A 23519-nucleotide genomic window follows, 5' to 3' on the forward strand; every position below is an offset into this window, starting at 1 on the left:
TCACTAAGCATTGAAATGAGCTGCTTCTTTTACCTCTTAATCTTTTGTAATTTTCACTGTTGGAAAATTCTCATTGATAAGTGATCTTCGTAAAACTCTTTTCAGGCAGCAAGTTTTTTTGTTTCCCGAAATCCAATTTTTTAGCTTAAATTCTAATATCTCCAGGTTAATATTTAATTGCTTTTATCATTCTTCCATCTTCAAATCGAACCAGGTATATACCAGGGAGGTAATGATCTCCAAAACTAATTTGACCTTCTGCCCGAATCTGTTCAATTTGCAGTCCTTGGGAATTATAAATTTCAATACTAGAATTGTTCAGATTAGGTATATTAAAGCTGATGTTAGATGGATTTGGATAAATAGAAATGTCAGAAGTATGAGTAAAATTATCTTTTATTCCGGTAATGGTATTAATCTCAAATGAAATGGGAGACGATGTTCCTTTGCATCCACTCGAAGTGGTGACTACAGCGGTAATGTTCTGATAAGAACCATTGGGAACCTGATTCCATACATAAGAGTTTGTCTGCGTATTACCAATGAGTTTGTTCCCGTTATAAAACTCTGTTAAGGATATATCAGGACTATCTGTCTGGGTATTCAGTGTTACCGATGCAAATCCTCCTGAAGATTGAATACTTGAATTGTTTGCAGGACTGGTAATTGTTATTTGAGGAGCAGCATTAATGGTAAAGTTAGATGTTCCCGATGTTGTTGCTGCATTTGCATTGTCAATAGCCTGAGCTGAAATTTCGTGTGTGCCAATGGATGGGTTTTCCCAGATATAACTATATGGGGAGTCATAATCAGTATAGAGCAATGTCGTACCATCATAAAAGTTAACTCTTGAAATTAATCCATCACTATCAGTAGCGTTTACTATAAGCTCTACTGGAGTTCCCTGGCAAAGACTTAAATTATTAGCAGGGGAGATGAGGGTTATGACAGGAGGTTTGTTCTCGCAGTTATACTTAAATCCCGACATAGCATTTGTTGCCTGATACGGAGTATTTCCCCAATTGCCGGTCCATGCTACTTTATCATATCCTTCCCAGTTATAGGCCTGAGGTTCCCACCAGAAAACACCAAGCCCCTTTTTATTTGACAGAGACTGTAAATTTTTTATTACCTGTTCTACAAATTGCCTGGCTTCCTGAGGAGCCGTTACAGGAACACCTATCTCTGAAACCATGATTTCTTTATTGTATCTAGAAATCATATCATTCATATTGGTTAGGGTTTGCTGTGCATAGGTCTGCCACTCCTGAGGCGTATTTGGGTACATGGACATAGCTATAATGTCAAACTTTGCTCCGTTATTTATTAAGCCTCCGATGTTCCAGCGGAAAAGAGAGTTGTCATATCCATTAGAAACATGTACGATGACTTTTGTGTTGGGAAATATTGCTTTTACCGCTTCATATCCTTTATTTACGAAAGAAGCATAATTGGCCATATTAGTAGAAGCTTGTCCTTCCGGCCAGAGCATGCCATTATTGGTTTCATTTCCTACCTGAACCCATTCCGGTGTGATGTTTTGAGCTTTCAAAGCATTGAGTACATCAATTGTATGATTGTATACAGCTTGTCCCAACTGGGTAACGTTATAATTGGCCCATGCTGCAGGTTTTGTCTGCTTACCGGGATCAGCCCAGGAATCACTGTAATGGAAATCAATCATCAGTCTGTAGCCTTTTGCTGCGGCTCTTTTAGCAACATTCACCACGTCCTGTTTTCCATTCCAACCATTGGCCGGATTTACCCATACTCTCAACCTTATCGAGTTGATGCAATAGTCGTCAAGGATATCAAAAAGGTCTCTTTGAACTCCGTTGCTATCACGCCAGATTCGTCCAGCGTTTTCCATTTGGGAAAGCCAGCCGACATCAGCACCTCTTGCAATCTGTGGTAGGGCATTATTATTTAATAATAACAGAAAAGAAATGGTTATCAGTAAGATCTTATTCATAATTGCCTAAATATAGAGATTTAGTCAATGTTTTTTGAGATTTTTTCGAGATTAGAGAAAATTGCGATAGCCAGGAATTAGGAACCATTAGAGAAAAAAAACAAAGCCTAAGATTAAAAGAATTTTTACTATTTTTATCGCTATATTTTATTCTAATACCTTAATTTTTAACTATAAGAACATTAATTATTTTTTATAACATGAATCTAAAATTATATTTTGGAATTTGCGTCATTATCTTGTTTACAGTTCCAGTCAAAGCCTTTAACATTTCAGTTGCAATAAACAAGGACACTGTTAGCAGTAAAGTTATATACATGGATTCAACAGAGACCTATTCCAGAAATGACTCTGGAGTTATGGATTCTACTAAGAAAGTATTTATATCCTGGAACAATACAGGCCAAGGTTTGGGTTATATTGCTTATAAAAGAGTGAATGGAAAATGGAAGGAAACCTCAAAATTGGAATTCGACAATTCAAATCCCGGCAAACAAATTCAGATTAATAGTATATGGAATACTTCACGAAATGAATTTGAATTCACAATAAAAAGTGAAATAGATGTAGACTCTGTATCTCCAAAGATTTATCTGGGATAGCGAAAGTAATGTTTGGCTTATTACTTCCTATACAGAAAGACAATTCAATGAATTTTATCAGTCAATAAATGAATATTTTTTCAATGTAAATTCACCTACCTTATCAATTATGTTTTAATAATGACTCGTGGTAATTATTTTGTAGCTATTCGTTATGAAAGTTTTGAGAAGCCAGCATGATGACTCTATGATGGATCATACAACCGTCCTACCTTATCCGCATCAAACTTATACCTGATCTTGTCCATCACCTGATACTAATCTTTTTTGCTGAATCAGATAATGCCTTATCGGGTTATTATTACCTTCTGCATCATTTTACCTGCGCCGGTATCAATCAGCATAACATAACTACCAGGTACCACTTCTCCAATGTCCAGAACGGCTTTTCCGGAAATGATCTGATCTGTTAATATGACAGAGCCTGTAAGAGATATCAATTTTATTTCACCATTCTCATTATTATTCAATAGAATCTGGATATAATCTGATGAGGGATTAGGGAAAATGTTTAAGTTATGTTTAGGAAATACATCGTCAGTTCCAGTTATAATAGAATTGATATTAAAGCTTCTGTAAGATTCAGTGGCATCATTAAAGTTGGAATCGCCGGACTGTATTGCTTTAACGATAACAGTTCCTGCACCAGAGAGTATCACTCTGCCATCGTCTAACTGTGCAGGCCCTGAAACAATTATGAATACAACAGGATTTCCAGATGCACCTCCCTTTGCTGAAAGGTAAAAAGCTTGTTCATCCAGTGATTTATCAGGGATTGAATCAAAAATGATTATCTGGTCAGACTTACGGATGGTAAAGGTTCTTTCAATGTATTCGGCAGGAAGATATGCGTTATTTCCATTTTGATATGCCCTGATCCTTGCTTCACCTGTACCTTCTATATAGGCAACCCCGTCAATAACGGAAACAGGACCTGACCATGCGTATTGAATAGGTAAGTCAGATGATATGTTTGTATTAAGGTTTACACGATGATCTAGGAATTCTTTATCTGATATTTCCGGAAAGCTGATATTTTGATTGAATAAATCATTAACGATTGTATGTTTAGTGGTATTGGTTATCACCGGTGGTGCAAGATCAAAATAAATTGCAGCAGTGTTTGATATGACGGTTCCTAAAGGAAGATCTTTTTTAAGCCTTATTGTATAGGTAATAAAGCCTGAACTTCCTTCCAGGTTTCTGGTACTGTCGGGTAACATAATATCAGGAAAGGTCCAGGTTATAATGCCTTTTCCCGTTATATCTAGTTTGTAGGGATGGCTGGAAGCACCTGATTCAAAAGAAAGAAGATTCAGATATTCTGATATCGTATCTTTTATTACTATTGTATAAGCAGTGTCATTGCCTACATTTTGAAAGTTGATTGTATAAGACAGTATACTGTCGTTGACAGTGATATTACGTTCAACGCCTTTGTTGGATATTTTATCATTAGGATCGAAAGCATAAGTGGCCAGGCTTTTTCCTTCTGAATAATTGTTTTCAGGATTGATGTCGCCTGTCGTTGGTCTGATTCCCGCTTTATTCAGAATATATTTTCCAATCAGACTGTTATTAACAGGAAGGTTTACATTCAATTTAATGGTATTAACCGCTCCAGGAGCCATAGAGGTAAAGTTCCAGATAAGAGTATCTCCGGCTAATTCATCATAACCTGGGGAGGTGGAAGTAAGATCCATAAAGGCATCTTTTATAAAAAAGACCTGTCCGGAAGACGTAGTTGTTCCTTTGTTTTCGTACTGAAGACTTAACTGCACATCTGTAGCAAGCCCTATAGTGGAAGGTACGCCAAGACTGACACTCAGGTCAATTATAGCATTGGGGACAATTCCAAAATCAATTTTATCTATTAAAGGTGAATTGTTAAGATTCACATGGTATGGTGTCTCTGGGCAAAAAACGGCTATGTTCCTGTTGGGTGCAGGGTAAACCTGATAGTCTCCCAATGGAAGTTTGGTGCTATAAAAACCATTGGCATCTGTATAGGCATAATAGGTATAATACAAGGAAGATTCTTTAAACTCAATAAGTTTGCCGGGCATTCCCTGATCTTCTGCATTCCAGGTACAATTCTGATATAAAGTACCACTTACGGTATTGCATTGAGCATCTCTAAGAACAATGGTATCGCTTGCGAAACATTTGGCATTGTGAGAAACTCTTACAGTATAAGTACCACCTTTCTTTACATTTAAATATCTGCCGGTATCTCCGGTTGACCATTGGTAATACGTTGCATTTGCTCCGGCATCAAGACCTATAGTGTCACCTTCACATAAATAGTTATCAGCTCCTATATTTACAGAAGGTCGGTCTTTTCTTGTCACCATAATCGTGTCGCTTGTTAAGCACGAGCCTAATTGAACGGTAACATAATATTTTCCTGTAAGCGAGATATTTATTTCATTTTTGGTAGAGCTATTATGCCATTTTGCGGAGGATCCAGGAATTGAATTCTTTAAAGTCAAGGATTGCCCGGGGCATAGAATGGTGTCATTGCCCAGATTAATTTGCGGGGTACTAAAGGAAATATTTATCGTATCGGTTGCAGATCGGAAGTATTTGCTTATCACCTTAACCCAGTATGTACCCGATTTATTTACTTTTATTGTTTGGGTAGTATCTCCGGTTGACCAAATATATTGGTTAAAAGGATTCTTAGCATCAAGAACAATACTATCCTTATCACATAGAAATTGATCAGCACCAAGGTTAACATAGGGTTGGTATAACGATATAATATTTATCGTATCGGAATTGCTGCATCTGTCATAAGAAACAGTAACACTGTATTCACCTGTCTGGTTTATAGTTTTTTGAGGTCCTGATAAAAAAGATGCCGGCTTCCATAAATATGTTGCGCCCGGGTTGCCTGCGTCTAAAGTAATCTGAGCCGGGGAAATGATGGTTGTGTCTCTTCCCAGATTTACAACAGGTCTGCTTCGTTGAAAGGCTTCAATGGTATCCGTATAAATGCAACCATTATCCACTTTTACTATATATACACCAGCCTGCTTTATACTTATCGTTTTAGTTGTCTGTCCTGTAGACCATGTGTAATTGCTGAAACCGTCCAGGGCATCCAATATAGTAGAGTCTCCTTCGCAGAAAGTAATATCAGGGCCTATAGGGTATTTGGAACCATGTGAAAATGGGGATGAGTTTTTCTTGGTTGTATCGATAGCAATAGCTGTGACAGCGCAGGGGTTGGTCAGCTGACCAGAATAGGTCCAGTTGCCTGAATTGGTGGATACCTCTGCAATAAAGTCTTTTCCCTGAGCATTATTGTTAAAACCATTGTCATAAAACAACTGTACAACTGTTCCTTCCGTTGAAGTACCGGAAATTTTATCCGGAGATCGGTAGTTGATAACAGGAGGAGCTAAGGCAGTAGATGAGATGCTGCCTTCATTATTGAAAATTATGTTGTTCCTGACTACTGCAGAATTCCCATTCGAAATAGCTTCTGATTTATTAAAAGCTATAATATTTTCGGCTCCTTTTTTTCCTATATGGTAAATGCCATAAATATTTGTAGTTATTCCATTGCCTCCATTAGGGATCGGATTTTTTCCAGATATATCAGTTCCAATGAAGTTGTTATAAATATATGTCTGTAAAATATCATCTTTAAAGTTCGCTGTGTACCAATATTGCACACCGACATTAATACCATTTTCGGAATTTCCTGATATAATATTTCTATCCGATTCAAGTTCACCTCCGATGAAAAGGCCGAGTGCGGTGAATAGTTGTATGCCATGTCCTGTGTTTGGAAGCGCAATACTTCCTGAAGGATCTGTCCCTATTTTGTTACCTGTTATTTTTCCACTAAAACGATAACCCTTGCCAGCATCAACTGAGTATACATCTGCACTGCTTATACCATGGTTCCCATTGCCGGAAATTACATTATCGGAGATAACAGATTGGTCAGCTTTAATTTTTATTCCACTTCTGGAATTTCCAAGTCCAGGATCTCCATTCGCATTGGTTCCAATGAAATTGTTACAAATATAAATATTTGAAGATGTGGGAACATTTATTAATATTCCGTTTCCCGATGCGTTGGTTTCACCGGTATTTGAAATAAGCAAATTACCTTTTCCTTCTTTTCCAATGTATATATATGCTAATCCATTTGAGTCGTAATATGCTTTAGGGCTGGAACCAATTCCATTAGAGAAGTTTCTTAATGTAAGGCCATAAATTTCCACATTAGAGCAGTGATATAAGGATAAGCCTATAAACTGTCTGTTACCTTGTAATACTATTGTTTCTTTTCCATCTATAAATCCAGGTTGAGTTGAGCCGTCTATAAGAATGTTTTTAGATATATCTTGTAGAGGAGTTAGAATATTAATGACATGAGGGCCCTGACCGGGAATGTTAAAAAAGATGGAGTCTTTAGCCTTGGTTGTATAAGAAAATTCCAAAGCTTCTCTAAGGCTTCCTGGCCCTGAGTCATTGGTATTGGTAACAGTATAACGAGTAGCTTTAAAGTTTTCAAAATTATCCAAAGGAATATCGCAGGTACTGTTTTTGCCTTTAATAACCAAAGCCGGCCCTGGTAAATTATTACCATTGATTGTAATATTAGAATTCCTCTCTCCGAAAGTACCATCTGGATACATTACATAAAAATAATTACTGATTTTCCAGTTTTCTTTGGTTAAAATGGGTAATGGACTATCAAGGTAAATAGTAAGTGAGCTTGGTATATAATCTCCAACACGGAGATGTTTTATAAAGTCAATTCGACCACTTGATGAAGTCGAGGCATTTGCCTTATTAATTGCTTCGTACAGGGTTCCCGGGCCATCAGCAGCAAAACTGTTAACCACAATGATCTCTCCCTGGCAAAATGCAAGGTGAAAAGTAAAATACAATAAAAATGACAGTAAAAATTTCTTCATAAAAGTGATTATAGACTGTTTATTCTGAAAAAATATAAAAGGTAAATGGTGGATTGTTATGTCGTTGATGATAAGTCTTTTAGCTGTTATTTGTGAAAGGGGCAATTTTACAAATTAATGATTAAAAAGGACGGTTTTTCAGCATATACTGTCTGTCTTACCTTATTCTTACCCAACAAATAACTGATCTTATCATCGCCTGATAGATTGTTTTTTGCGCAGCTGATTCAAACGTCCCCGCCTGGACCCAAAATTATCAAGCGTACGCTTGATACATGTGATTCCGGCAATTATTTATTTTGGCCATATCAAAAACAATAGCCGGACAATCTCTCATCCGGCTATTCTTATTCACTATGCGGCTTTAGCTTCCGACAGTTCTTCTGATGCGGCATCTAAGAATTGCAGCAAAAAGAAAAGATCTTCAGGCATTTTCTCAAACGGCCATCCGAGCAGGACATCAGGTTCCATACTGAGACATAAAAGAAACATGTCTCTCAGACTTTGGCTGAGTCTCTTTGTCGGCACGACCTTTAAAAAGACGTCGAGTTCATCAATGATATTTTTGTTGAGTTTTGAATGCTCCGGAAGTTTGATCTTCCGGCGCTTGGGCGTATCTCCGCCTTGCGGGATAGCCTGGTTGATTGGTTCTGCTGGCATTTGTATAAAAATGGTTTGCCCGAGGATTGCCAACAGAACGCAGTTCGTGCCCCTGGCCATTACTGATACCAGGATCCTCAGGCAATAAGTTAATGCTGTAGTACTATCTCAATACCACATGAGTCTTTAATAAAAATAAAATAGGGTGGTATTGCTACCACGTTCTGTTGGCGGAATAAAGATAAGAAAAATACTTGCAATTGTGTCATACATAGATCTTTATCTTTTTGTTAAACTTTGTACATGTTTTTTTGATATATTAGATTTTTGTAACAATTATTATCAATCATTGAAGATTAGTATAGACTTTCTTCCCGCACATAAACAGGAAGAGCTTATTGCAGTAAGAGATCTTATTGTAGACGCGTTTGAACCGGAAATGATTATCCTTTTCGGATCTTATGCGCGCAATGAGTGGGTAGAGGACCGCTATGTGGAAGGCGGTATTACTTATGAATACAAAAGTGATTTTGATATACTTGTTATCTCTCGTGTAGAGCTGGGCCCAAGACGCAGCAACCGCTGGTATAAAACGGAAGAAGCCGTAAAGAAGCTCCCCTTACAAACACCTGTAAGCCTTATCCATCATGGAATAAAGTTCGTCAACAAAGAGATCCGCAAAAACAGTTATTTCTTTACAGACATTCTTAAAGAAGGCATTTTGCTGTATGATACTCTGAACTTCCAGTTAGCAGAGCCGGGTATCTTAAATGAACAGCAACTGAAGAAGCAGGCTAAAGAGGATTTTGAGCAGTGGTTTGGAAGTGCGTGTAGATTTTTTGAATCCTTTCAATTTAATTTCGAAAAGCAATATTATAAAGAAGCTGCATTCCTGCTTCATCAAGCTACAGAAAGACTTTATACAGCTTTACTTTTAGTATATACAGGCTATAGACCGAAAACCCACGATATACAAAAGCTGGGAGAGATGGCTGCTCAGATCAACGAAAGATTTAAAACTGTTTTTCCTTTCGCAGACCCGGAAAACAAAGCTCGCTTTGAACTTCTCAAAAAAGCCTACATAGATGCGCGCTATCAAAAGACTTACGCAATCAGCAAAGAAGATCTGGAATATCTTGCTAAACGCGTGGAGGTATTGAGAGATTTGGTGAAGGAGGTATGTGAGGAGAGGGGGAGAGTATAATAATTAATGAGCAAAATTATATTATATGAAGCCAAGAAAAATAATTTTATATAAACCTGGAATAATTAGTTTGATACTTCTTCCCATAATCTGTATTGGCTATGCGTATTTTAAAGGGGTATTTATTGAATACCGAACAATTCCCCTTACATATCATTCAGCCAAAGATCCTTTTTTAAAATTTCCAGAGAGGATCTATGAAAAAATTATAATAGACAATAGGTCTGAGGTAGATAAGGAATTGGAAACTATAAATAAAAAAATAGATCAAATATGTAAATTGAATGATACTATAAACGGAATACAAATTCATTTTGCTGAAACTGCAAAGTATGAAAGTTTTATAAAGTCGTTAAATGTTATTCTCCGTGGGAAATACAAATGGTTTGTAGATAAAGATAATATCTGGATCTTTCGCTATCCTGAAGTTGAGGATTCAACAGAAGCGTTTTATTTTATATGTGGAACTGTAGATATTGAAGAAGTACAAGTTGTTGAAATTGGTTGGATAGATCAAATTAAATCATGCTTCGCTTCGTGTCGAGAATACTATTCATTTATAATTGTTTATTTATTTTTTGCAGTGATATCATTAATAAATTTAAAGAGTTTTAGCTAGATCTGTAGTTTGCTATCTTGTTGTTCTGTTGTAGAGACGCCATGCTGGCGTCTCCCTTTCCACCATATGCAGCATTTGATTTTCACAACAAATCTTTTATGAAGAATAAGAAGCCTTATTTTCAATCAAGGTTGGTGGTTAGTATTTAATTATTGTTGGTTATCACAGTTTTGAGACGCCAGCATGGCGTCTCTACGGGATCAACTAAAATGTCATTTTTATTTTAATAACCTTTTAATATTCTTATTGCTCTTTCTGTGCATTCATCATCAAGACCAATCATTGATTTTGTCGTCACCCGTTTGTCTTTAATATCCGACAACAATGAATTAATGGATAAATCATCATCTATGATTACAAATTGTCTGCCTGTTCCGAAATTATCAACCCATTCCTTGATTTCAATGCATCTGTCAGGCATTTCATCAATAGCCTGTCTGGTATTTACTTTTTCAATTGACAGTACCGGAATGTCTCTATTATTAAAAATCTCTTTCCATTTTTCGACTGAATAGGTAATTCTATGAGTTGTAGTCAACACTATTGATGCATTTGTTTCAGAGAGCAGTCTTATTAAATTCTTTTCTGCTTTACTGTTAAATTTCAAAAAGCCGTCAGGATGTAGTTCTGTGATACGCCAAGGCGGTGTTGTTACGAGGACTCCATCGATATCAAGTAGGATTGTCATATAAAATTTAATACAAAGACGAAATTAATTCAATTTTATACAATGTTCAAATTCGTAGAGACGCCATGCTGGCGTCTCTCTTTCCACCATGTGCAGCATTTGATTTTATACAACAAATCTTAAAAATAAGAAGCCTTTTTTCAATCAAGGTTGACGGTTAGTATTTATTATTGTTCGTTATCACAGTTTTGAGACGCCAGCATGGCGTCTCTACGGGGATCATTTGTATAATTTATCTTTTTTACAGTTTGCAGGATTATTGATAATGTAATTGGCAATTTTTATGTATTCCTCTTGAGAACGAATAATACGGTCATAAAAACGAGGCTGCCAGTCAAAAAGAATATTGTTATTATGGGCGAAGGTGGTTACAGCAGATTTATATCCTCGTATAATTGAAGCCAGATTTTTGATTGTGGTTCAAATTTATTTTGTGATGTCGTAGAGACGCCATGCTGGCGTCTCCCTTTCCACCATGAACAGTATTTGATTTTCTACAACAAATATTTCTGGAAAACAAACCTTATATTCAATCAAGGTTGGCGGTTAGTATTTATTATTGTTCGTTGTCACAGTTTTGAGACGCCAGCATGGCGTCTCTACGGGGATCATTTGTATAATTTATCTTTTTGCCAATTTGCCGGATTATTGATAATGTAATTGGCAATTTTTATGTATTCATCTTGAGTACGGATAATGCGGTCATAAAAACGAGGTTGCCAGTCAAAAGGAATATTGTTATTATGAGCGAAGGAGGTTACAGCAGATTTGTATCCACGTACAATTGAAGCCAGATTTTTTGATTGTGGTGCAAATTGGTTTTGTGATGTTGTACGATGCATGGCGTCTCTCTTTCCATAACGCAGGTCATCTGATGAGGTGTTGTAATTGTTTTGATTTATGGTAAGACGTTGCAAATTGTATTTGTTCTGCCCAATCATAATAATACCATGAATATGATTCGGCATTACTACAAATTCGGCCAATTCCAGATTCATATCAGGTCGTAATTCAATTGTTTTGTACCATTCATCATAAGCGACTTTACCAATTATTGTTGGAGTTAATTTACATTTAGGCATAGAGGTGCAATCTCTGTCGTCTTTACATACGATTTCACCAAAATAACATTCTTTATATTTGGTACAGATAGTTACAAAATACATTGCTTCATTACCATAATCCCAGGATTGCAGACGAGCAGAGGGGATTCTGTATTTATTCGCAAATAATTCTGTCATATTATAGCTGGTTTATTTGATTAAAAAAATAGATACTTTATGTGTCCCCGTAGAGACGCCATGCTGGCGTCTCCCTTTCCACCATGTACAGCATTTGATTTCTCACAACAAATCTCTGCAAAAAAAAAATGAATATTTATATCATTATTTTAATAATTATAGCTGGTGAAAATTATTTTATCACCGTTCATTATAACAGTTTTGAGACGCCAGCATGGTGTCTCTACGAATGCGATTAATAATTTTTCATAATTTTTCTGTATACGGTTCTGATGTTTTATTCAAGGCTGATGGTCAATATTTATTATTGTTCGTTATCACAGTTTTGAGACGCCAGCATGGCGTCTCTACGAATGCGATTAATAATTTTTCATAATTATTCCGTATACGGTTCTGATGTTTTATTCAAGGCTGATGGTAATTATTTATCATTATTCATTATCACAGTTTTTGAGACGCCAGCATGGCGTCTCTACGAATGCGATTAATAATTTTTCATAATTTTTCTGTATACGGTTCTGATGTTTTATTCAAGGCTGCTGGTCAATATTTATTATTGTTCGTTATCACAGTTTTGAGACGCCAGCATGGCGTCTCTACGATGAATCACACAGCCCGTCCCACCTTATCCTCACCAAACTTATACCTGATCTTATCCATTGCCTGATACAGGTTGATTTTCTTTGCGGAATCTTCAAAAAGACTGATCTGATAATTCCCGTGTACCAGATGGCTCAAGCGTACTCCCACCAACCTGATCAGCATTCTGCGGTTGTAAAGGCTGTCAAACAATTCTTTTATATGCTGCATCAGTACCTCGTCGGAAGCAGTGTAGGGAATGCTTTTCTGTTTGGTACAGGTGTCGAAATTGGAGTAACGAAGCTTTAAGGTGATGCAGCCAGTAAGCCAGCCTTCCTTTCTAAGGCTAAAGCAGAGCTCTTCCACCATTTTAAGAATAACCGAACGGATCATCTTTACATCAATCGTATCAGCTTCAAAGGTTGTTTCAGTAGAAACAGATTTACGTTCTGAGTAAGGCTCAACAGGTGTATGGTCTATAGCATTAGCCCTTTGCCATAGCAAGATTCCGTTTTTCCCCAGAAGAGACTGCATTACCTCCACAGGCATGTTGCTTAATGTTTTCACATCTACGATGCCAAGGCTGTTGAGGTACTGTGTTGTTTTTTCACCTACCATGGGGATCTTGGAAACAGGCATAGGAGCGATGAAGCCCTTTTCCGTACCGGAAGGTACTTCTTTAGCTCCGTTAGGCTTGCCTTCTCCGGTAGCTATCTTTGAAATAGTTTTATTAACAGACAAACCAAAAGAAATGGGCAACCCGGACTGATTCATGATACGTTGCTTCAGTTCTTTTGTCCACTTGTAACAGCCAAAGAAGCGGTCCATGCCGGATACATCAAGATAAAATTCATCTATAGAAGATTTTTCAAAAACTGGAGCACTTTCCGCAATGATTTCTGTAATTTCATTAGAGCACTTACTGTATTTTTCCATGTCTCCTCGTATCCAGATAGCCTGAGGACAAAGCCTTCTGGCCATTTTGCTGCTCATGGCAGAGTGTACACCGAATTTTCTTGCCTCATAGGAACATGAAGCTACCACACCCCGGTCGCTTGCTCCGCCTATGATGATTGGTTTCCCTTTTAGCTCTTCGTTATCTCTGCACTCCACAGAGACAAAGAAAGAATCAAGGTCCATGTGTACGATGGTTCTGTTTGGATCATTGATGTTCACGTATAACCTCCTTTTTTACCATGGGTAGTTTTTGCATATAGTTTACTTCAAGACTCGGATAGCCGAATTCTACGGTTACCTTGCCTTTCAGCATATAAAAGCCTTGCCCTTTAAGCGGATATTTTTGCAGGGAAGGAGGGAAATGTATGGTGTCAAGGCTTTTGCCTTTTTTGTCTATAAAATGCATAAAAGACATCAGCTCATTTCTGACAGTATACAAGTCTTTGGTGGCAATGAAATAACCAATCATAGTCACTTGTTTGCCGGCATACTGCAGCATTTCATCTGCGGAAATATCTCCTGTATAGTTTTGAGGTAAAAGATCAAAAGGCATACAGAGCGGAAAGCCTAGTATCTCAAACTGATCAAAAGCATCTTCATAGCTGAAGCTGCTCAGAGGGGGAAGCACCAGCTCTTTACGTTCAAGCTGAAATAGTTCCGCGCCTGGTACTTTGCTTTTACTTTTGCTGAAGTGCAGTGCCGCATCCATAAGCAGGACCTTTTTGGTTTTGCCCGTAAAACGAAACGAACCTATACGAATCAGAATGTTGAGCTGCTCCAGAGAAAGTGGGATACGTTTTATAAAATCATAGAGATCTCTGTAGGGACCGTTTGTCTCGCGCTCAAGCGGAATGGCCTCACCAATCTTTTGCTCAAAATCCCGCAGATGAATAAAACCTGTATAGATCTTATTTCCTATAATGGTTGTATAATAGTCACTGTTGTTGACACAAGGAGGTTCCGTTTCCGCACCGGACATGCGGGCTTCGTGGAAATAGAATTCCGTAGAATAAAATCCCCCGAAGTTGTTGATCACGGCAGTCATGAATTCCTTGGGGTAATATGTTTTAAGATAAAGGCTTTCATAGCTTTCCACCGCAAAACTTGCAGAGTGTGCCTTGCAGAAACTATAGCCGGAAAAGCTCTGTATCTGTCTCCACAGCTCATTGGAGAAATCATCGGGGTGGCCTTGTTTTCTGCAGGAGTTGATAAAGTTGCGCTTTACCTTGTCCATCTCTTCCTTACCCTTGTATTTGCCGGACATAGCCCTTCTGAGCAGATCCGCTTCCCCCAGATCAAGTCCTGCAATGTAATGCGCCACTTTGATCACATCTTCCTGATAGACCATTACACCAAAGGTTTCCTTCAGCATCTCTTCCATAAGCGGATGCAGGTATTTGATAGTCTCCGGTTTATGAAAGCGGTTGATATATTCATTCATCATACCTGACTGCGCCACACCCGGACGAATGATGGAAGAAGCAGCAACCAGTGTTTTATAATCCTGGCAACGAAGTTTTTTAAGCAGCATTCTCATAGCTGGAGATTCTATATAGAAGCAACCTATGGTATTACCTGTTTTGATATTTTCTCTTACCTGAGGATCTTCCTTAATCTTTTCAAAATTGATCTCTACGGTCTGTCCGGTGTTTTGCTTGACCAACGAAATAGTATCTTTGATATGCCCCAATCCCCGCTGACTGAGAATATCATATTTATGTAGACCCATATCTTCAGCCGCCCACATATCGAAGTGGGTGATAGGGAAGTTCTTGGGCGGAAGATCTGTCGCTGTATAATAATTGATTTCCTTTTCTGAAATAAGAATTCCTCCGGCATGTATGGAAAGATAATTGGGGAAATCTTCCATAAGTTTTCCATAATGGAACATAGTCTTCACGATCTGATCTTTATCTTTCAGTTTGGAAGGATCCTGCAGCGTGAGAATGTTATCTATCTCAGGTTTGGGCAATCCGAAAACTTTTCCGAGTTCTCTTATAATGGATTTGCCCCGGAAGGTACTGTAAGTTGCAAGCAATGCAGTATGCTCATTGCCATACCTTTTGAATACATAGTCCGTAACATCATCGCGATCTTTCCAGGAGAAGTCGATATCAAAGTCCGGCGGAGAGGTACGGTGAGGATTGAGGAAACGCTCGAAATAAAGGTCCAGTTCTATGGGATCCACTTCCGTGATGCCCAGACAATAAGCGATGATGCTGTTGGCCCCGCTGCCACGACCCACGAAGCTGAAATTCCTGTTCTTCGCATAGCGCAATATATCCCAGGTGATCAGGAAATAAGCATTAAAGCCAAGCCGATCAATGACCTCCAGTTCTTTTTTGACACGTTCCTGAGCAGCTTTATTATTTCTGCGGTAGCGGTGTTTGAGGCCATCCAGGGCTAGTTTCTCCAGCAGGAGCTTGTCATCATAAAGGTTGCCAGTGAAGGTTTTACGGCTTTTATTTTCACCATCAAAATAAATAGAGCAGGAGTCCGCCAGATCCATCGTATTTTTGATGATTTTCTGGAAGCGGCCATAAGCCCCAAACAGTTGATCAGCAGACAGCATGATCTCATCCTGCATGGCCTGTTCTTCCATCGTAAGCTTGCTCAACAGCGTGTTTTTGCTGACCGCCCTGAGCAGTCTGTGCAGATTGTATCCTTGCTTACTTTTAAAAGTAACAGGATGGAGCATCACCATTTTGTGCTGTTGCTTGTTCAGGTCAGAGAAAGGAATGCGGCTGAGTTCCGGGATGCGAATGCCCAGCCATTCGTTATCTCTCAGCGCTTCAGGTTCTTTTTTGCCTAAAGGATAAATAATGTAGGCGTCATTCATTTCAGGCGCATGAGCGGGTAGGGCCTTTTTGCGCATGTTATGAATAGAAAGCAGCTTGTTCAGTTCTCTGAAACCTTCATTGTTTTTGGCAATTCCGATGAAAAGCAGTTCGTCTCCATTCCGGAATTCGATGCCGACAATAGGTTTAATTCCCTTTTCCTGACAGGTTCTGACAAATTCAAAAGTGGCGGAGGTATTATTGATGTCCGTAAGTGCAAGAACATCAGCGCGTTTTTCACAGGCTTCTTCCACCAGCTCTTTTACGGAAAGCGTCCCGTACCTCATCGAATAGAAGCTATGACAATTTAAATACATTCTATGCTAATTATTTTATCAAATATTGTTAAAAAAACGATCAGTTGCTAAATTTGTTAGTACAATTCGGTGAAATAGTTTTGGGGAATGATGAGAAAGGGAAAAGCAGAAAAAAGTGGAGGAAGGGAGATAGTCTGGACGAATCGGAATCGCCTTGCCGGACTTTTGATACCTCAATCTAAATATTAGATACTATATGTTAAATCTATTGTAATAGAGTGATTTGTAGGCTTATTCAGTTATAAAGAATTACTTTACAACTGCCTCAGAGGGTAAGGATTAAGAGGTAGCTTTTTCCCTCTAAGTAAAGATCGAAACAGAGTGATTTAACCTATAGTAGAGATGCGAGAAAGGTGGAAGACATTTATGAGTTTTAATTATGGTAAATTCGCCATAGTTAAAAACATGAAATGATTCATTCCATAAAAAATTACTAACCACAATTTTATCCTCAGAACCTCATCATTTTTTCCGATGAGAATATCTTTTTGTAATAAAATCTCCATCAGATTTTATTTTTAAGATTTAATTTGTTGATAATTAGTGTATTATTTGAAGTCTACCCGAATGGATTTTTTTCCGGAATATTTAGGTAACTTTAACCGGAGAAAAATATTTCCTGCTTAAATATTCATTAAACATCCCTGGCCGAACATATTTCTTTCCAAAATCCATAAAAAGTACCTAAACTTTGAGGAAAATGAACATCTCTTTTCCATAAGATTTGCGATCTTTGTAATGATGAAAAGTCTGCATATGCCAGCTTTTTTCAAAAAATACTGAACCTTAAATATTTAATAAAACAAAATGGCTAATTATTTCAATACACTTCCGCTCAGAGAAAAACTAAATCAATTGGGCGTTTGCGAATTCATGGACAGTTCTGAATTCACTGATGGCGTAAAAGCTTTGAAAGGTAAAAAAATCGTAATCGTAGGTTGCGGTGCTCAAGGTTTGAACCAGGGTCTGAACATGAGAGATTCAGGTCTTGATATTGCTTATGCTCTGAGAAAAGATGCTATTGATCAGAAAAGACAGTCATGGAAAAATGCTTCTGACAATGGATTTAAAGTTGGTACTTACGAGGAGCTAATCCCTTCTGCAGACCTTGTTATCAACCTTACTCCTGACAAGCAGCATACTTCTGTTGTTACAGCGGTTATGCCATTGATGAAAAAAGGCTCTGCACTTTCTTATTCTCACGGTTTCAACATCGTTGAAGAAGGAATGCAGATCAGAAAAGATATCACTGTAATCATGGTGGCTCCTAAATCTCCGGGATCTGAAGTAAGAGAAGAGTATAAAAGAGGTTTCGGTGTTCCTACCCTTATCGCAGTTCATCCTGAGAACGATCCTGAAGGAAAAGGATGGGATTATGCTAAAGCTTATGCAGTAGCAACAGGTGGAGACAGAGCAGGTGTTCTTCAGTCTTCTTTCGTAGCTGAAGTAAAATCTGATCTTATGGGTGAGCAAACGATCCTTTGCGGTCTTCTTCAGACAGGTTCAATTCTTTGCTTCGACAAAATGGTTGAAAAAGGTATCGATAAAGGATACGCTGCTAAATTTATCCAGTACGGTTGGGAAGTGATCACTGAGTCATTGAAACATGGTGGTATCACTCTGATGATGGACAGACTTTCTAATCCTGCTAAAATTAAAGCTTTCGAGCTTTCTGAGGAACTGAAAGACATCATGAGACCTTTATTCCAGAAGCATCAGGACGATATCATGAGCGGAGAGTTTTCTTCTACCATGATGAAAGACTGGGCTGACAACGACAAAAATCTATTGACATGGAGAGCTGCAACTGGAGAAACTGCATTTGAGAAAACAGCTCCAGGGTCAGTGCAAATATCTGAGCAGGAATTCTATGATAACGGTCTGTTAATGGTTGCTTTCGTAAGAGCTGGTGTTGAGTTAGCATTCGAAACAATGACAGAATCAGGTATCAAAGAAGAGTCTGCATACTATGAGTCTCTGCACGAAACTCCGCTTATCGCAAACACTATTGCTCGTAAAAAACTTTTTGAAATGAACAGAGTGATCTCTGATACAGCTGAATATGGTTGTTATCTGTTTGATCATGCTTGTAAGCCTTTACTTGCTGATTTCATGAAGAAAATTAATACTGATGTGATCGGTAAAAACTACAATGAAGGAAAATCAGGTGGTGTGGACAATAAGACACTTCTTGCTGTAAACGAAATCATCCGTTTCCATCCTATTGAAATTGTAGGTGCTGAGCTAAGAGAAGCTATGACAAGCATGAAACAGATCAGCCTTGGCGCTGAGTCTCCTGTAAAAGAGAAAGCTGCTGCTGCTGTTTAGTCTTAAAACTACACTGAATGCAATATAAAAAGGCCTCCTGATTTTCGGGAGGCCTTTTTAATTGTATTCTGGTTCTATACAATTGGATCTTATCTTCGGCCTGATTTTACATTCACAGGTTCAAAATGATCCTGATGTAATATAAACTCAAGCAGGTCTTCATTGAGCTGCTCCTTGTGCGTATAAAAGAATCCATGTGGAGCGCCATGATAAATTTTATAATAATTATCAGGAATCATTTGAGCAGTTTTATCACTGCTGATTCCGATTGGTACAATATCATCCGCATCACCATGGATAATCAGGGTTGGCACATTTACAGCTTTTAAGTCTTTTCTGAAATCTGTTTCCGAATATGCAGTCACAGCTTTTTGTGTAGGTATCGGACCTGCAAATGAAGCCAGTGTTCTGTAATACTCCAGTAAAGGATCGCTCAATGGCCGGTGCTCTTTAGTTACCCCGAAAAACTGCTGACCAAACATATCTATAAATCCTATCCTGTCTTCTTTAATCACATTGATTGCATTGGTGAAAATCTCTTTATGTGCTCCATCAGGATTATCTTTTGTTTTTAGCAAAAAAGGAGTAACAGCACCCAGTAATACTGCCTGTGATACTCTTGATCCCCCATATCTGCTGAAATATCTTACAACTTCACCACCGCCCATGGAAAATCCCACGAGCGTTACATCTTCCAGGTTCAGGGTATCCAAAACAGCTCTTAAGTCATCAGTAAAAGTATCGTAATCATAGCCATTAAGAGGTTTGGATGATTTACCAAATCCCCGTCTGTCGTAAGTGATTACTCTTAATCCATTTTCAACCAGGGCATTTACCTGGTATTCCCACATCTCCTGGCTTAAAGGCCACCCATGAATCAGTACAACCGGCTTTCCTTCACCCAAATCCTGGTAATAGAGCTCTATTGGTTGCCCTTTTTCCATGGATTTTGTTTTAATATATCCCATATCTGAACTGTTTTATAGTTATAACAATCAGAATATCCCAAAAGATTACATAGTTGTGTAAGTGGTTGATGGTTAAGTTTTTGTTGGATTTAGGGAGCGCTTATTAGCAGGAGCATTCTACCTTAGATCCGTTTGGTTCACTTTGTGTCCCTTGGGTTGAGTAGCCATCCTTTTTCCACCATTCAAGACCACCTATTAATTCTTTTACATTAAAGCCTTGCCTTGCCATATTGAACGCCCCTTTGGTAGAAGCATTACATCCGATACCATCACAGTAGGTGACATATAGAAAATTTTTATCAAGCTTCTGCGTCTGTTCTTCATTCATTTCCCGATGAGGTATATTTATAGCCCCTGGTATATGTTCTGCTTCAAAAGCTGTGGGCTTTCTTGCATCAATAACGATTATATTTTCACCCTTTTTTAAAGCTTCAAACAAATCTGATGGATCCATTTCAAATTGCAGTTTGTTTGCATAGTGTTTCATCTGTTCGTTCATAGTTTTGCTTGGTTAAAAAGTATAAGCAAATCTATATTGTTGAATGATCTGTTAAAAACGAAAAGAATTCATCAGTCTGATTAATTATTTTCATGAATTCATCAATTGATTTTTTCCGTAATTTGTAGATATAATATTATCACAGATGGAGATCCGACATTTGAAACTTGTTAAAGCTATTGTAGAAGAAGGCAGTATTTCCAAAGCCATTTTTAAACTACATCTTACCCAGTCAGCCTTAAGTCATCAGCTTAAAGAAGCAGAATACCAGTTAGGAACAAAGATATTTCTAAGGGGCAATAAAAAGCTTGTTCTGACCAAAGCCGGGGAAAAGCTTTATGAGGCAGCCAACGAGATTCTTGATAAGCTTTCGGATACTCAATATTCTATCAAACAAATGGTTTTCGGAGAAATAGGAGAGATAAGAATCAGTACAGAATGTTATTCCGGATATCACTGGCTGCCTTCGGTTATGAAACAGTTTCAGCTATTGTATCCTAATGTCGACCTTAAGATTGTAATGGAAGCTACACATTATCCTTTACAAAAGCTTCTTGCAAATGAATTGGATATCGCCATTATCAGCGACGCTGTTAGAGATGAAAATATTAAGTACATTGAGCTTTTTCAGGATGAGCTGGTCATGCTGGTTTCAGAGAACCATCCCTGGTCTGATAAGAAGTTTGTACTAGCTGAAGATTTCGTCAACGAGCATCTGATCATTCATTCGCTTCCATTGGAAACGGTTTCTGTTCATCAGTTTTTTCTTGCACCCGCCAAAGTGAAGCCTAAGAAGATAACACCACTTCCATTGACTGAAGCTTCTGTAGAAATGGTAAAGGCAGATATGGGTGTGATGTCTATGGCGAAGTGGGCGGCTCAGCCTTATCTTAAAACCTCAACCTTAAAAGCGGTAAAAATCGGTAAGACAGGATTGAAAAGAAAGCATTATATCGCTGTACTGAATGGTAAAAAGCAACCTGATTATTTTACCCATTTTATAGATTTTCTGAAAACGGAGTTGCATGTTGTATGGAATATAGAATAAGGCTTTGTGAGGAAAAAGATCTGCCTGTTCTTATTGAACTATGCGCGAAGCATGCTGCCCATGAGAAAGCAGTTTACGATGCTAAGGATAAAGAAAGGTTGTTGAAAGTTGCATTGTTTGGAGATAATCCACAGCTACATTGTCTGGTGGTGGAAGCAGATGAGAATGTAGTCGGTTATGCTAGTTTTACTTTTGATTATTCGACCTGGAGTGCTGCTTCTTTTTTGCATCTTGATTGTCTTTATCTGGATGAATGTTATCGTGGATATGGAATAGGAGAGGCAATGATTTTACGTATAAAAGAAATTGCCAAAGCTAATGGGTGTATAAATGTCCAATGGCAGACACCGGTATTTAATGAAAAGGCAATTAAGTTTTATAAAAGAATAGGAGGGCAGAGCAAGGATAAGGTGAGGTTTACAATGACAGTTTAATTGATTTATAGATTAGTGCTTTAATTCCCGTCATTAAGATAAAGATGGGATTAGTTTATAATAAGTCTCATGATTTTAGTTTTGTCATTTTTCTCCTTGATAAGAAAAGTAACCATAATAATCAAGGCTGTGATGAAATTTGCTAAAATTTCAGTTCGATCCGCTAAAAATTTTGAAACTCCTATTGTTGGCCACTACAGGAGAGCTTTCCAGAGATTTTGATTGTTGAGAAGGTTCATTTTAATTTCTGTAAAAATAACTTAGAGCTAATCCTTGCGCCACACTGTTAAAGTTGTCTCCACGGTGTATCTTTTCATCTGAAAATTTATTGGTGAAGATATTTCTTACTGCCTGAAGGGAAGAGGTTCCGCCTGTTAAGAATATGTTATTGATTTCACTATGAGGTACGCCTGATTTCTCAATAAATTCGGATAAGAATGCTTCGATTTTGCTTACTTCTTTAATAGCAAATTCATTAAATTCATTCAGCTCCAGGTGCTCCTGAATTTCTATTCCAGCTTCACTGAATTGAATATCGGCAAAAGATTTTTCAGACAGCTCAATTTTAGCCTTTTCAATCTTACGGAACAGGGAGAAGCCCAGGTTCTGATCGATAAAAGTCATCAGCCTCTGTATTGCCGGATTTCTCTGGGTATAGAGATAGTAGCTGTCCAGAGATTTTCTCAGCTTACCCTCTTTTAAAAATGCCATTTGCTCCCATTCGCAAAGACTTCGGTAGATATGTACCGGCAAATCCAGCATTTTTCCGAATGATTCGTATTTAAGTCCGTATCCAAAGTAAGAGACCATTTTATGCCACATAATTAAGGCATCAAAATCATCGCCTCCTATATGTATACCGCCGGTATTGATGATTTGCGATTTTCTGTCAGCGAGATTAAGATTATTGCGATCAAGTCGCATAAGTGTAAAGTCTGAGGTACCTCCACCAAAGTCCCCAATTAGGACAACTTCAGGTTTCTCAATACTTTGTTCATATAAAAATCCTGCACCTATCGGTTCGTACTGGAACCATATATTTTCAAACCCTGCTTTTTTAGCTGCAGCAAGCAGTCTTTTTTCCGCGAGTTTATCTTTTTCAGGATCTTCTGAAAAAACTACAGGTCTTCCCATGATGACTTCAGTTACCTCTTCGCCCAGGTATTCATCAGCTTCTTTTTTTAGAGATTTCAAAAGGAGGCAAACAAGATCTTCAGCAGTATATTTTTTGCCATAGATATATGTGAATGTAAATGATGCCTGAGGGAGTAGAGTTTTCACAGATTTAAGCAGACGTCCTTTCAGGTTATTCTGGATATAATGTTCAACGGCTTTTTTCCCTATTGAAATCTGAGATGATTCTGTAAAATGTATTACGGACTGCTCGCTTATTACATGTTTTATTTCCTTAGAATCCTTGTTGGCTATTGCTAAAACTGAATTACTGGTACCAAAGTCAATTCCGTAAATATGATTTGCCATGTTTAATCTACTTGTTACTTTTCAATTAAGAATATCAAACAGAATGAAGACCTCATTGATTGATAATTTCATTTTTAATTTTTTGAAAAAGCTTCAAATATACTTGAAATAAACAGGCTGGAGGAAATCTTAAGCAGGTAATTTTCTAAAAGTGGATAAATAAAATGGTCATCGGAGGGGAATAAAAAAGTAGCAACGGTCTGA

16 protein-coding genes are annotated in these 23519 nt (G+C 37.9%); 6 read left to right on the forward strand and 10 right to left on the reverse strand.

Annotation, left to right across the window (positions count from 1 at the left end):
- Nucleotides 1-166: 166 nt before the first annotated feature.
- Nucleotides 167-1972 carry a glycosyl hydrolase 53 family protein gene (locus tag MYP_RS25160; RefSeq protein ID WP_052430228.1) on the reverse strand — a complete coding sequence of 602 codons (1806 nt, stop codon included), beginning with the start codon at nucleotides 1970-1972 and terminating at the stop codon, nucleotides 167-169.
- Nucleotides 1973-2172: 200 nt separating this feature from the next.
- Between MYP_RS25160 and MYP_RS14645 the strand changes: the two genes are divergently transcribed.
- Nucleotides 2173-2574, forward strand: coding sequence for a hypothetical protein (locus MYP_RS14645; protein ID WP_045464822.1), 402 nt, complete (start codon nucleotides 2173-2175; stop codon nucleotides 2572-2574).
- Nucleotides 2575-2861: 287 nt separating this feature from the next.
- Here MYP_RS14645 and MYP_RS14650 read toward each other — a convergent pair whose 3' ends face one another.
- On the reverse strand, nucleotides 2862-7514 hold the full coding sequence (locus MYP_RS14650) for a DUF7619 domain-containing protein (RefSeq protein ID WP_045464824.1): 4653 nt from the start codon (nucleotides 7512-7514) through the stop codon (nucleotides 2862-2864).
- Between the two features lie 354 nt (nucleotides 7515-7868).
- A complete protein-coding gene (locus tag MYP_RS14655; RefSeq protein ID WP_156140648.1) occupies nucleotides 7869-8174 on the reverse strand; it encodes a hypothetical protein in 306 nt (101 codons plus the stop codon).
- A gap of 289 nt (nucleotides 8175-8463) precedes the next feature.
- On the opposite strand from MYP_RS14655, the gene MYP_RS14660 reads away from it, so the two are divergent.
- Nucleotides 8464-9318, forward strand: a complete 855-nt coding sequence (locus tag MYP_RS14660; RefSeq protein WP_045465457.1) for a HEPN domain-containing protein — start codon at nucleotides 8464-8466, stop codon at nucleotides 9316-9318.
- A gap of 25 nt (nucleotides 9319-9343) precedes the next feature.
- Nucleotides 9344-9937 (forward strand): hypothetical protein, encoded by a 594-nt coding sequence (locus tag MYP_RS14665; RefSeq protein WP_045464828.1) that lies wholly within the window; start codon nucleotides 9344-9346, stop codon nucleotides 9935-9937.
- Between the two features lie 223 nt (nucleotides 9938-10160).
- Here the strand turns inward: MYP_RS14665 and MYP_RS14670 are convergent, their stop codons facing one another.
- The 4 genes from MYP_RS14670 to MYP_RS14685 all read right to left on the reverse strand — a co-directional run bounded on the left by MYP_RS14670 (nucleotide 10161) and on the right by MYP_RS14685 (nucleotide 16556).
- The gene (locus MYP_RS14670; RefSeq protein WP_045464830.1) at nucleotides 10161-10625 is read right to left on the reverse strand and encodes an HAD domain-containing protein; all 465 of its coding nucleotides are present in this window, start codon (nucleotides 10623-10625) and stop codon (nucleotides 10161-10163) included.
- Between the two features lie 608 nt (nucleotides 10626-11233).
- Nucleotides 11234-11866 carry a transposase gene (locus tag MYP_RS14675; RefSeq protein ID WP_045464832.1) on the reverse strand — a complete coding sequence of 211 codons (633 nt, stop codon included), beginning with the start codon at nucleotides 11864-11866 and terminating at the stop codon, nucleotides 11234-11236.
- Nucleotides 11867-12472: 606 nt separating this feature from the next.
- Nucleotides 12473-13621, reverse strand: coding sequence for a DNA polymerase IV (dinB, locus tag MYP_RS14680; protein ID WP_262506781.1), 1149 nt, complete (start codon nucleotides 13619-13621; stop codon nucleotides 12473-12475).
- The gene (locus MYP_RS14685; protein WP_045464834.1) at nucleotides 13608-16556 is read right to left on the reverse strand and encodes a DNA polymerase III subunit alpha; all 2949 of its coding nucleotides are present in this window, start codon (nucleotides 16554-16556) and stop codon (nucleotides 13608-13610) included. The genes dinB and MYP_RS14685 overlap by 14 nt, the downstream gene beginning before the upstream one ends.
- An 807-nt stretch (nucleotides 16557-17363) precedes the next feature.
- Here MYP_RS14685 and ilvC point away from each other — a divergent pair.
- Nucleotides 17364-18884 (forward strand): ketol-acid reductoisomerase, encoded by a 1521-nt coding sequence (gene ilvC / locus MYP_RS14690; protein ID WP_045464836.1) that lies wholly within the window; start codon nucleotides 17364-17366, stop codon nucleotides 18882-18884.
- Between the two features lie 89 nt (nucleotides 18885-18973).
- Here the strand turns inward: ilvC and MYP_RS14695 are convergent, their stop codons facing one another.
- Both MYP_RS14695 and MYP_RS14700 read right to left on the reverse strand, forming a co-directional pair.
- Nucleotides 18974-19852, reverse strand: a complete 879-nt coding sequence (locus MYP_RS14695) for an alpha/beta fold hydrolase (RefSeq protein WP_045464838.1) — start codon at nucleotides 19850-19852, stop codon at nucleotides 18974-18976.
- Nucleotides 19853-19955: 103 nt separating this feature from the next.
- Complete coding sequence (locus MYP_RS14700) at nucleotides 19956-20351, reverse strand: rhodanese-like domain-containing protein (RefSeq protein WP_045464840.1); 396 nt, start codon at nucleotides 20349-20351, stop codon at nucleotides 19956-19958.
- Nucleotides 20352-20496: 145 nt separating this feature from the next.
- On the opposite strand from MYP_RS14700, the gene MYP_RS14705 reads away from it, so the two are divergent.
- Together MYP_RS14705 and MYP_RS14710 are read left to right on the forward strand one after the other, a co-directional pair.
- The gene (locus tag MYP_RS14705; RefSeq protein WP_045464842.1) at nucleotides 20497-21399 is read left to right on the forward strand and encodes a LysR family transcriptional regulator; all 903 of its coding nucleotides are present in this window, start codon (nucleotides 20497-20499) and stop codon (nucleotides 21397-21399) included.
- Nucleotides 21384-21833, forward strand: coding sequence for a GNAT family N-acetyltransferase (locus tag MYP_RS14710; protein WP_045464844.1), 450 nt, complete (start codon nucleotides 21384-21386; stop codon nucleotides 21831-21833). The genes MYP_RS14705 and MYP_RS14710 overlap by 16 nt, the downstream gene beginning before the upstream one ends.
- A gap of 240 nt (nucleotides 21834-22073) precedes the next feature.
- On the opposite strand, the gene MYP_RS14715 is transcribed toward MYP_RS14710, so the two are convergent.
- Nucleotides 22074-23315 (reverse strand): Hsp70 family protein, encoded by a 1242-nt coding sequence (locus MYP_RS14715; protein ID WP_045464846.1) that lies wholly within the window; start codon nucleotides 23313-23315, stop codon nucleotides 22074-22076.
- Nucleotides 23316-23519: the final 204 nt, after the last annotated feature.

The organism is Sporocytophaga myxococcoides, from assembly GCF_000775915.1.
Lineage (GTDB): Bacteria > Bacteroidota > Bacteroidia > Cytophagales > Cytophagaceae > Sporocytophaga > Sporocytophaga myxococcoides_A.

Bases quoted from the DNA above. Each gene is read 5' to 3' on its own strand.
- MYP_RS14650 (WP_045464824.1), bottom strand. From the start codon at position 7,514: ATGAAGAAATTTTTACTGTCATTTTTATTGTATTTTACTTTTCACCTT.
- MYP_RS14665 (WP_045464828.1), top strand. From the start codon at position 9,344: ATGAAGCCAAGAAAAATAATTTTATATAAACCTGGAATAATTAGTTTG.
- MYP_RS14685 (WP_045464834.1), bottom strand. From the start codon at position 16,556: ATGTATTTAAATTGTCATAGCTTCTATTCGATGAGGTACGGGACGCTT.
- ilvC (WP_045464836.1), top strand. From the start codon at position 17,364: ATGGCTAATTATTTCAATACACTTCCGCTCAGAGAAAAACTAAATCAA.
- MYP_RS14675 (WP_045464832.1), bottom strand. From the start codon at position 11,866: ATGACAGAATTATTTGCGAATAAATACAGAATCCCCTCTGCTCGTCTG.
- MYP_RS14705 (WP_045464842.1), top strand. From the start codon at position 20,497: ATGGAGATCCGACATTTGAAACTTGTTAAAGCTATTGTAGAAGAAGGC.
- MYP_RS14700 (WP_045464840.1), bottom strand. From the start codon at position 20,351: ATGAACGAACAGATGAAACACTATGCAAACAAACTGCAATTTGAAATG.
- MYP_RS14710 (WP_045464844.1), top strand. From the start codon at position 21,384: ATGGAATATAGAATAAGGCTTTGTGAGGAAAAAGATCTGCCTGTTCTT.
- MYP_RS14655 (WP_156140648.1), bottom strand. From the start codon at position 8,174: ATGCCAGCAGAACCAATCAACCAGGCTATCCCGCAAGGCGGAGATACG.
- MYP_RS14670 (WP_045464830.1), bottom strand. From the start codon at position 10,625: ATGACAATCCTACTTGATATCGATGGAGTCCTCGTAACAACACCGCCT.
- MYP_RS14695 (WP_045464838.1), bottom strand. From the start codon at position 19,852: ATGGGATATATTAAAACAAAATCCATGGAAAAAGGGCAACCAATAGAG.
- MYP_RS14715 (WP_045464846.1), bottom strand. From the start codon at position 23,315: ATGGCAAATCATATTTACGGAATTGACTTTGGTACCAGTAATTCAGTT.
- MYP_RS25160 (WP_052430228.1), bottom strand. From the start codon at position 1,972: ATGAATAAGATCTTACTGATAACCATTTCTTTTCTGTTATTATTAAAT.
- MYP_RS14645 (WP_045464822.1), top strand. From the start codon at position 2,173: ATGAATCTAAAATTATATTTTGGAATTTGCGTCATTATCTTGTTTACA.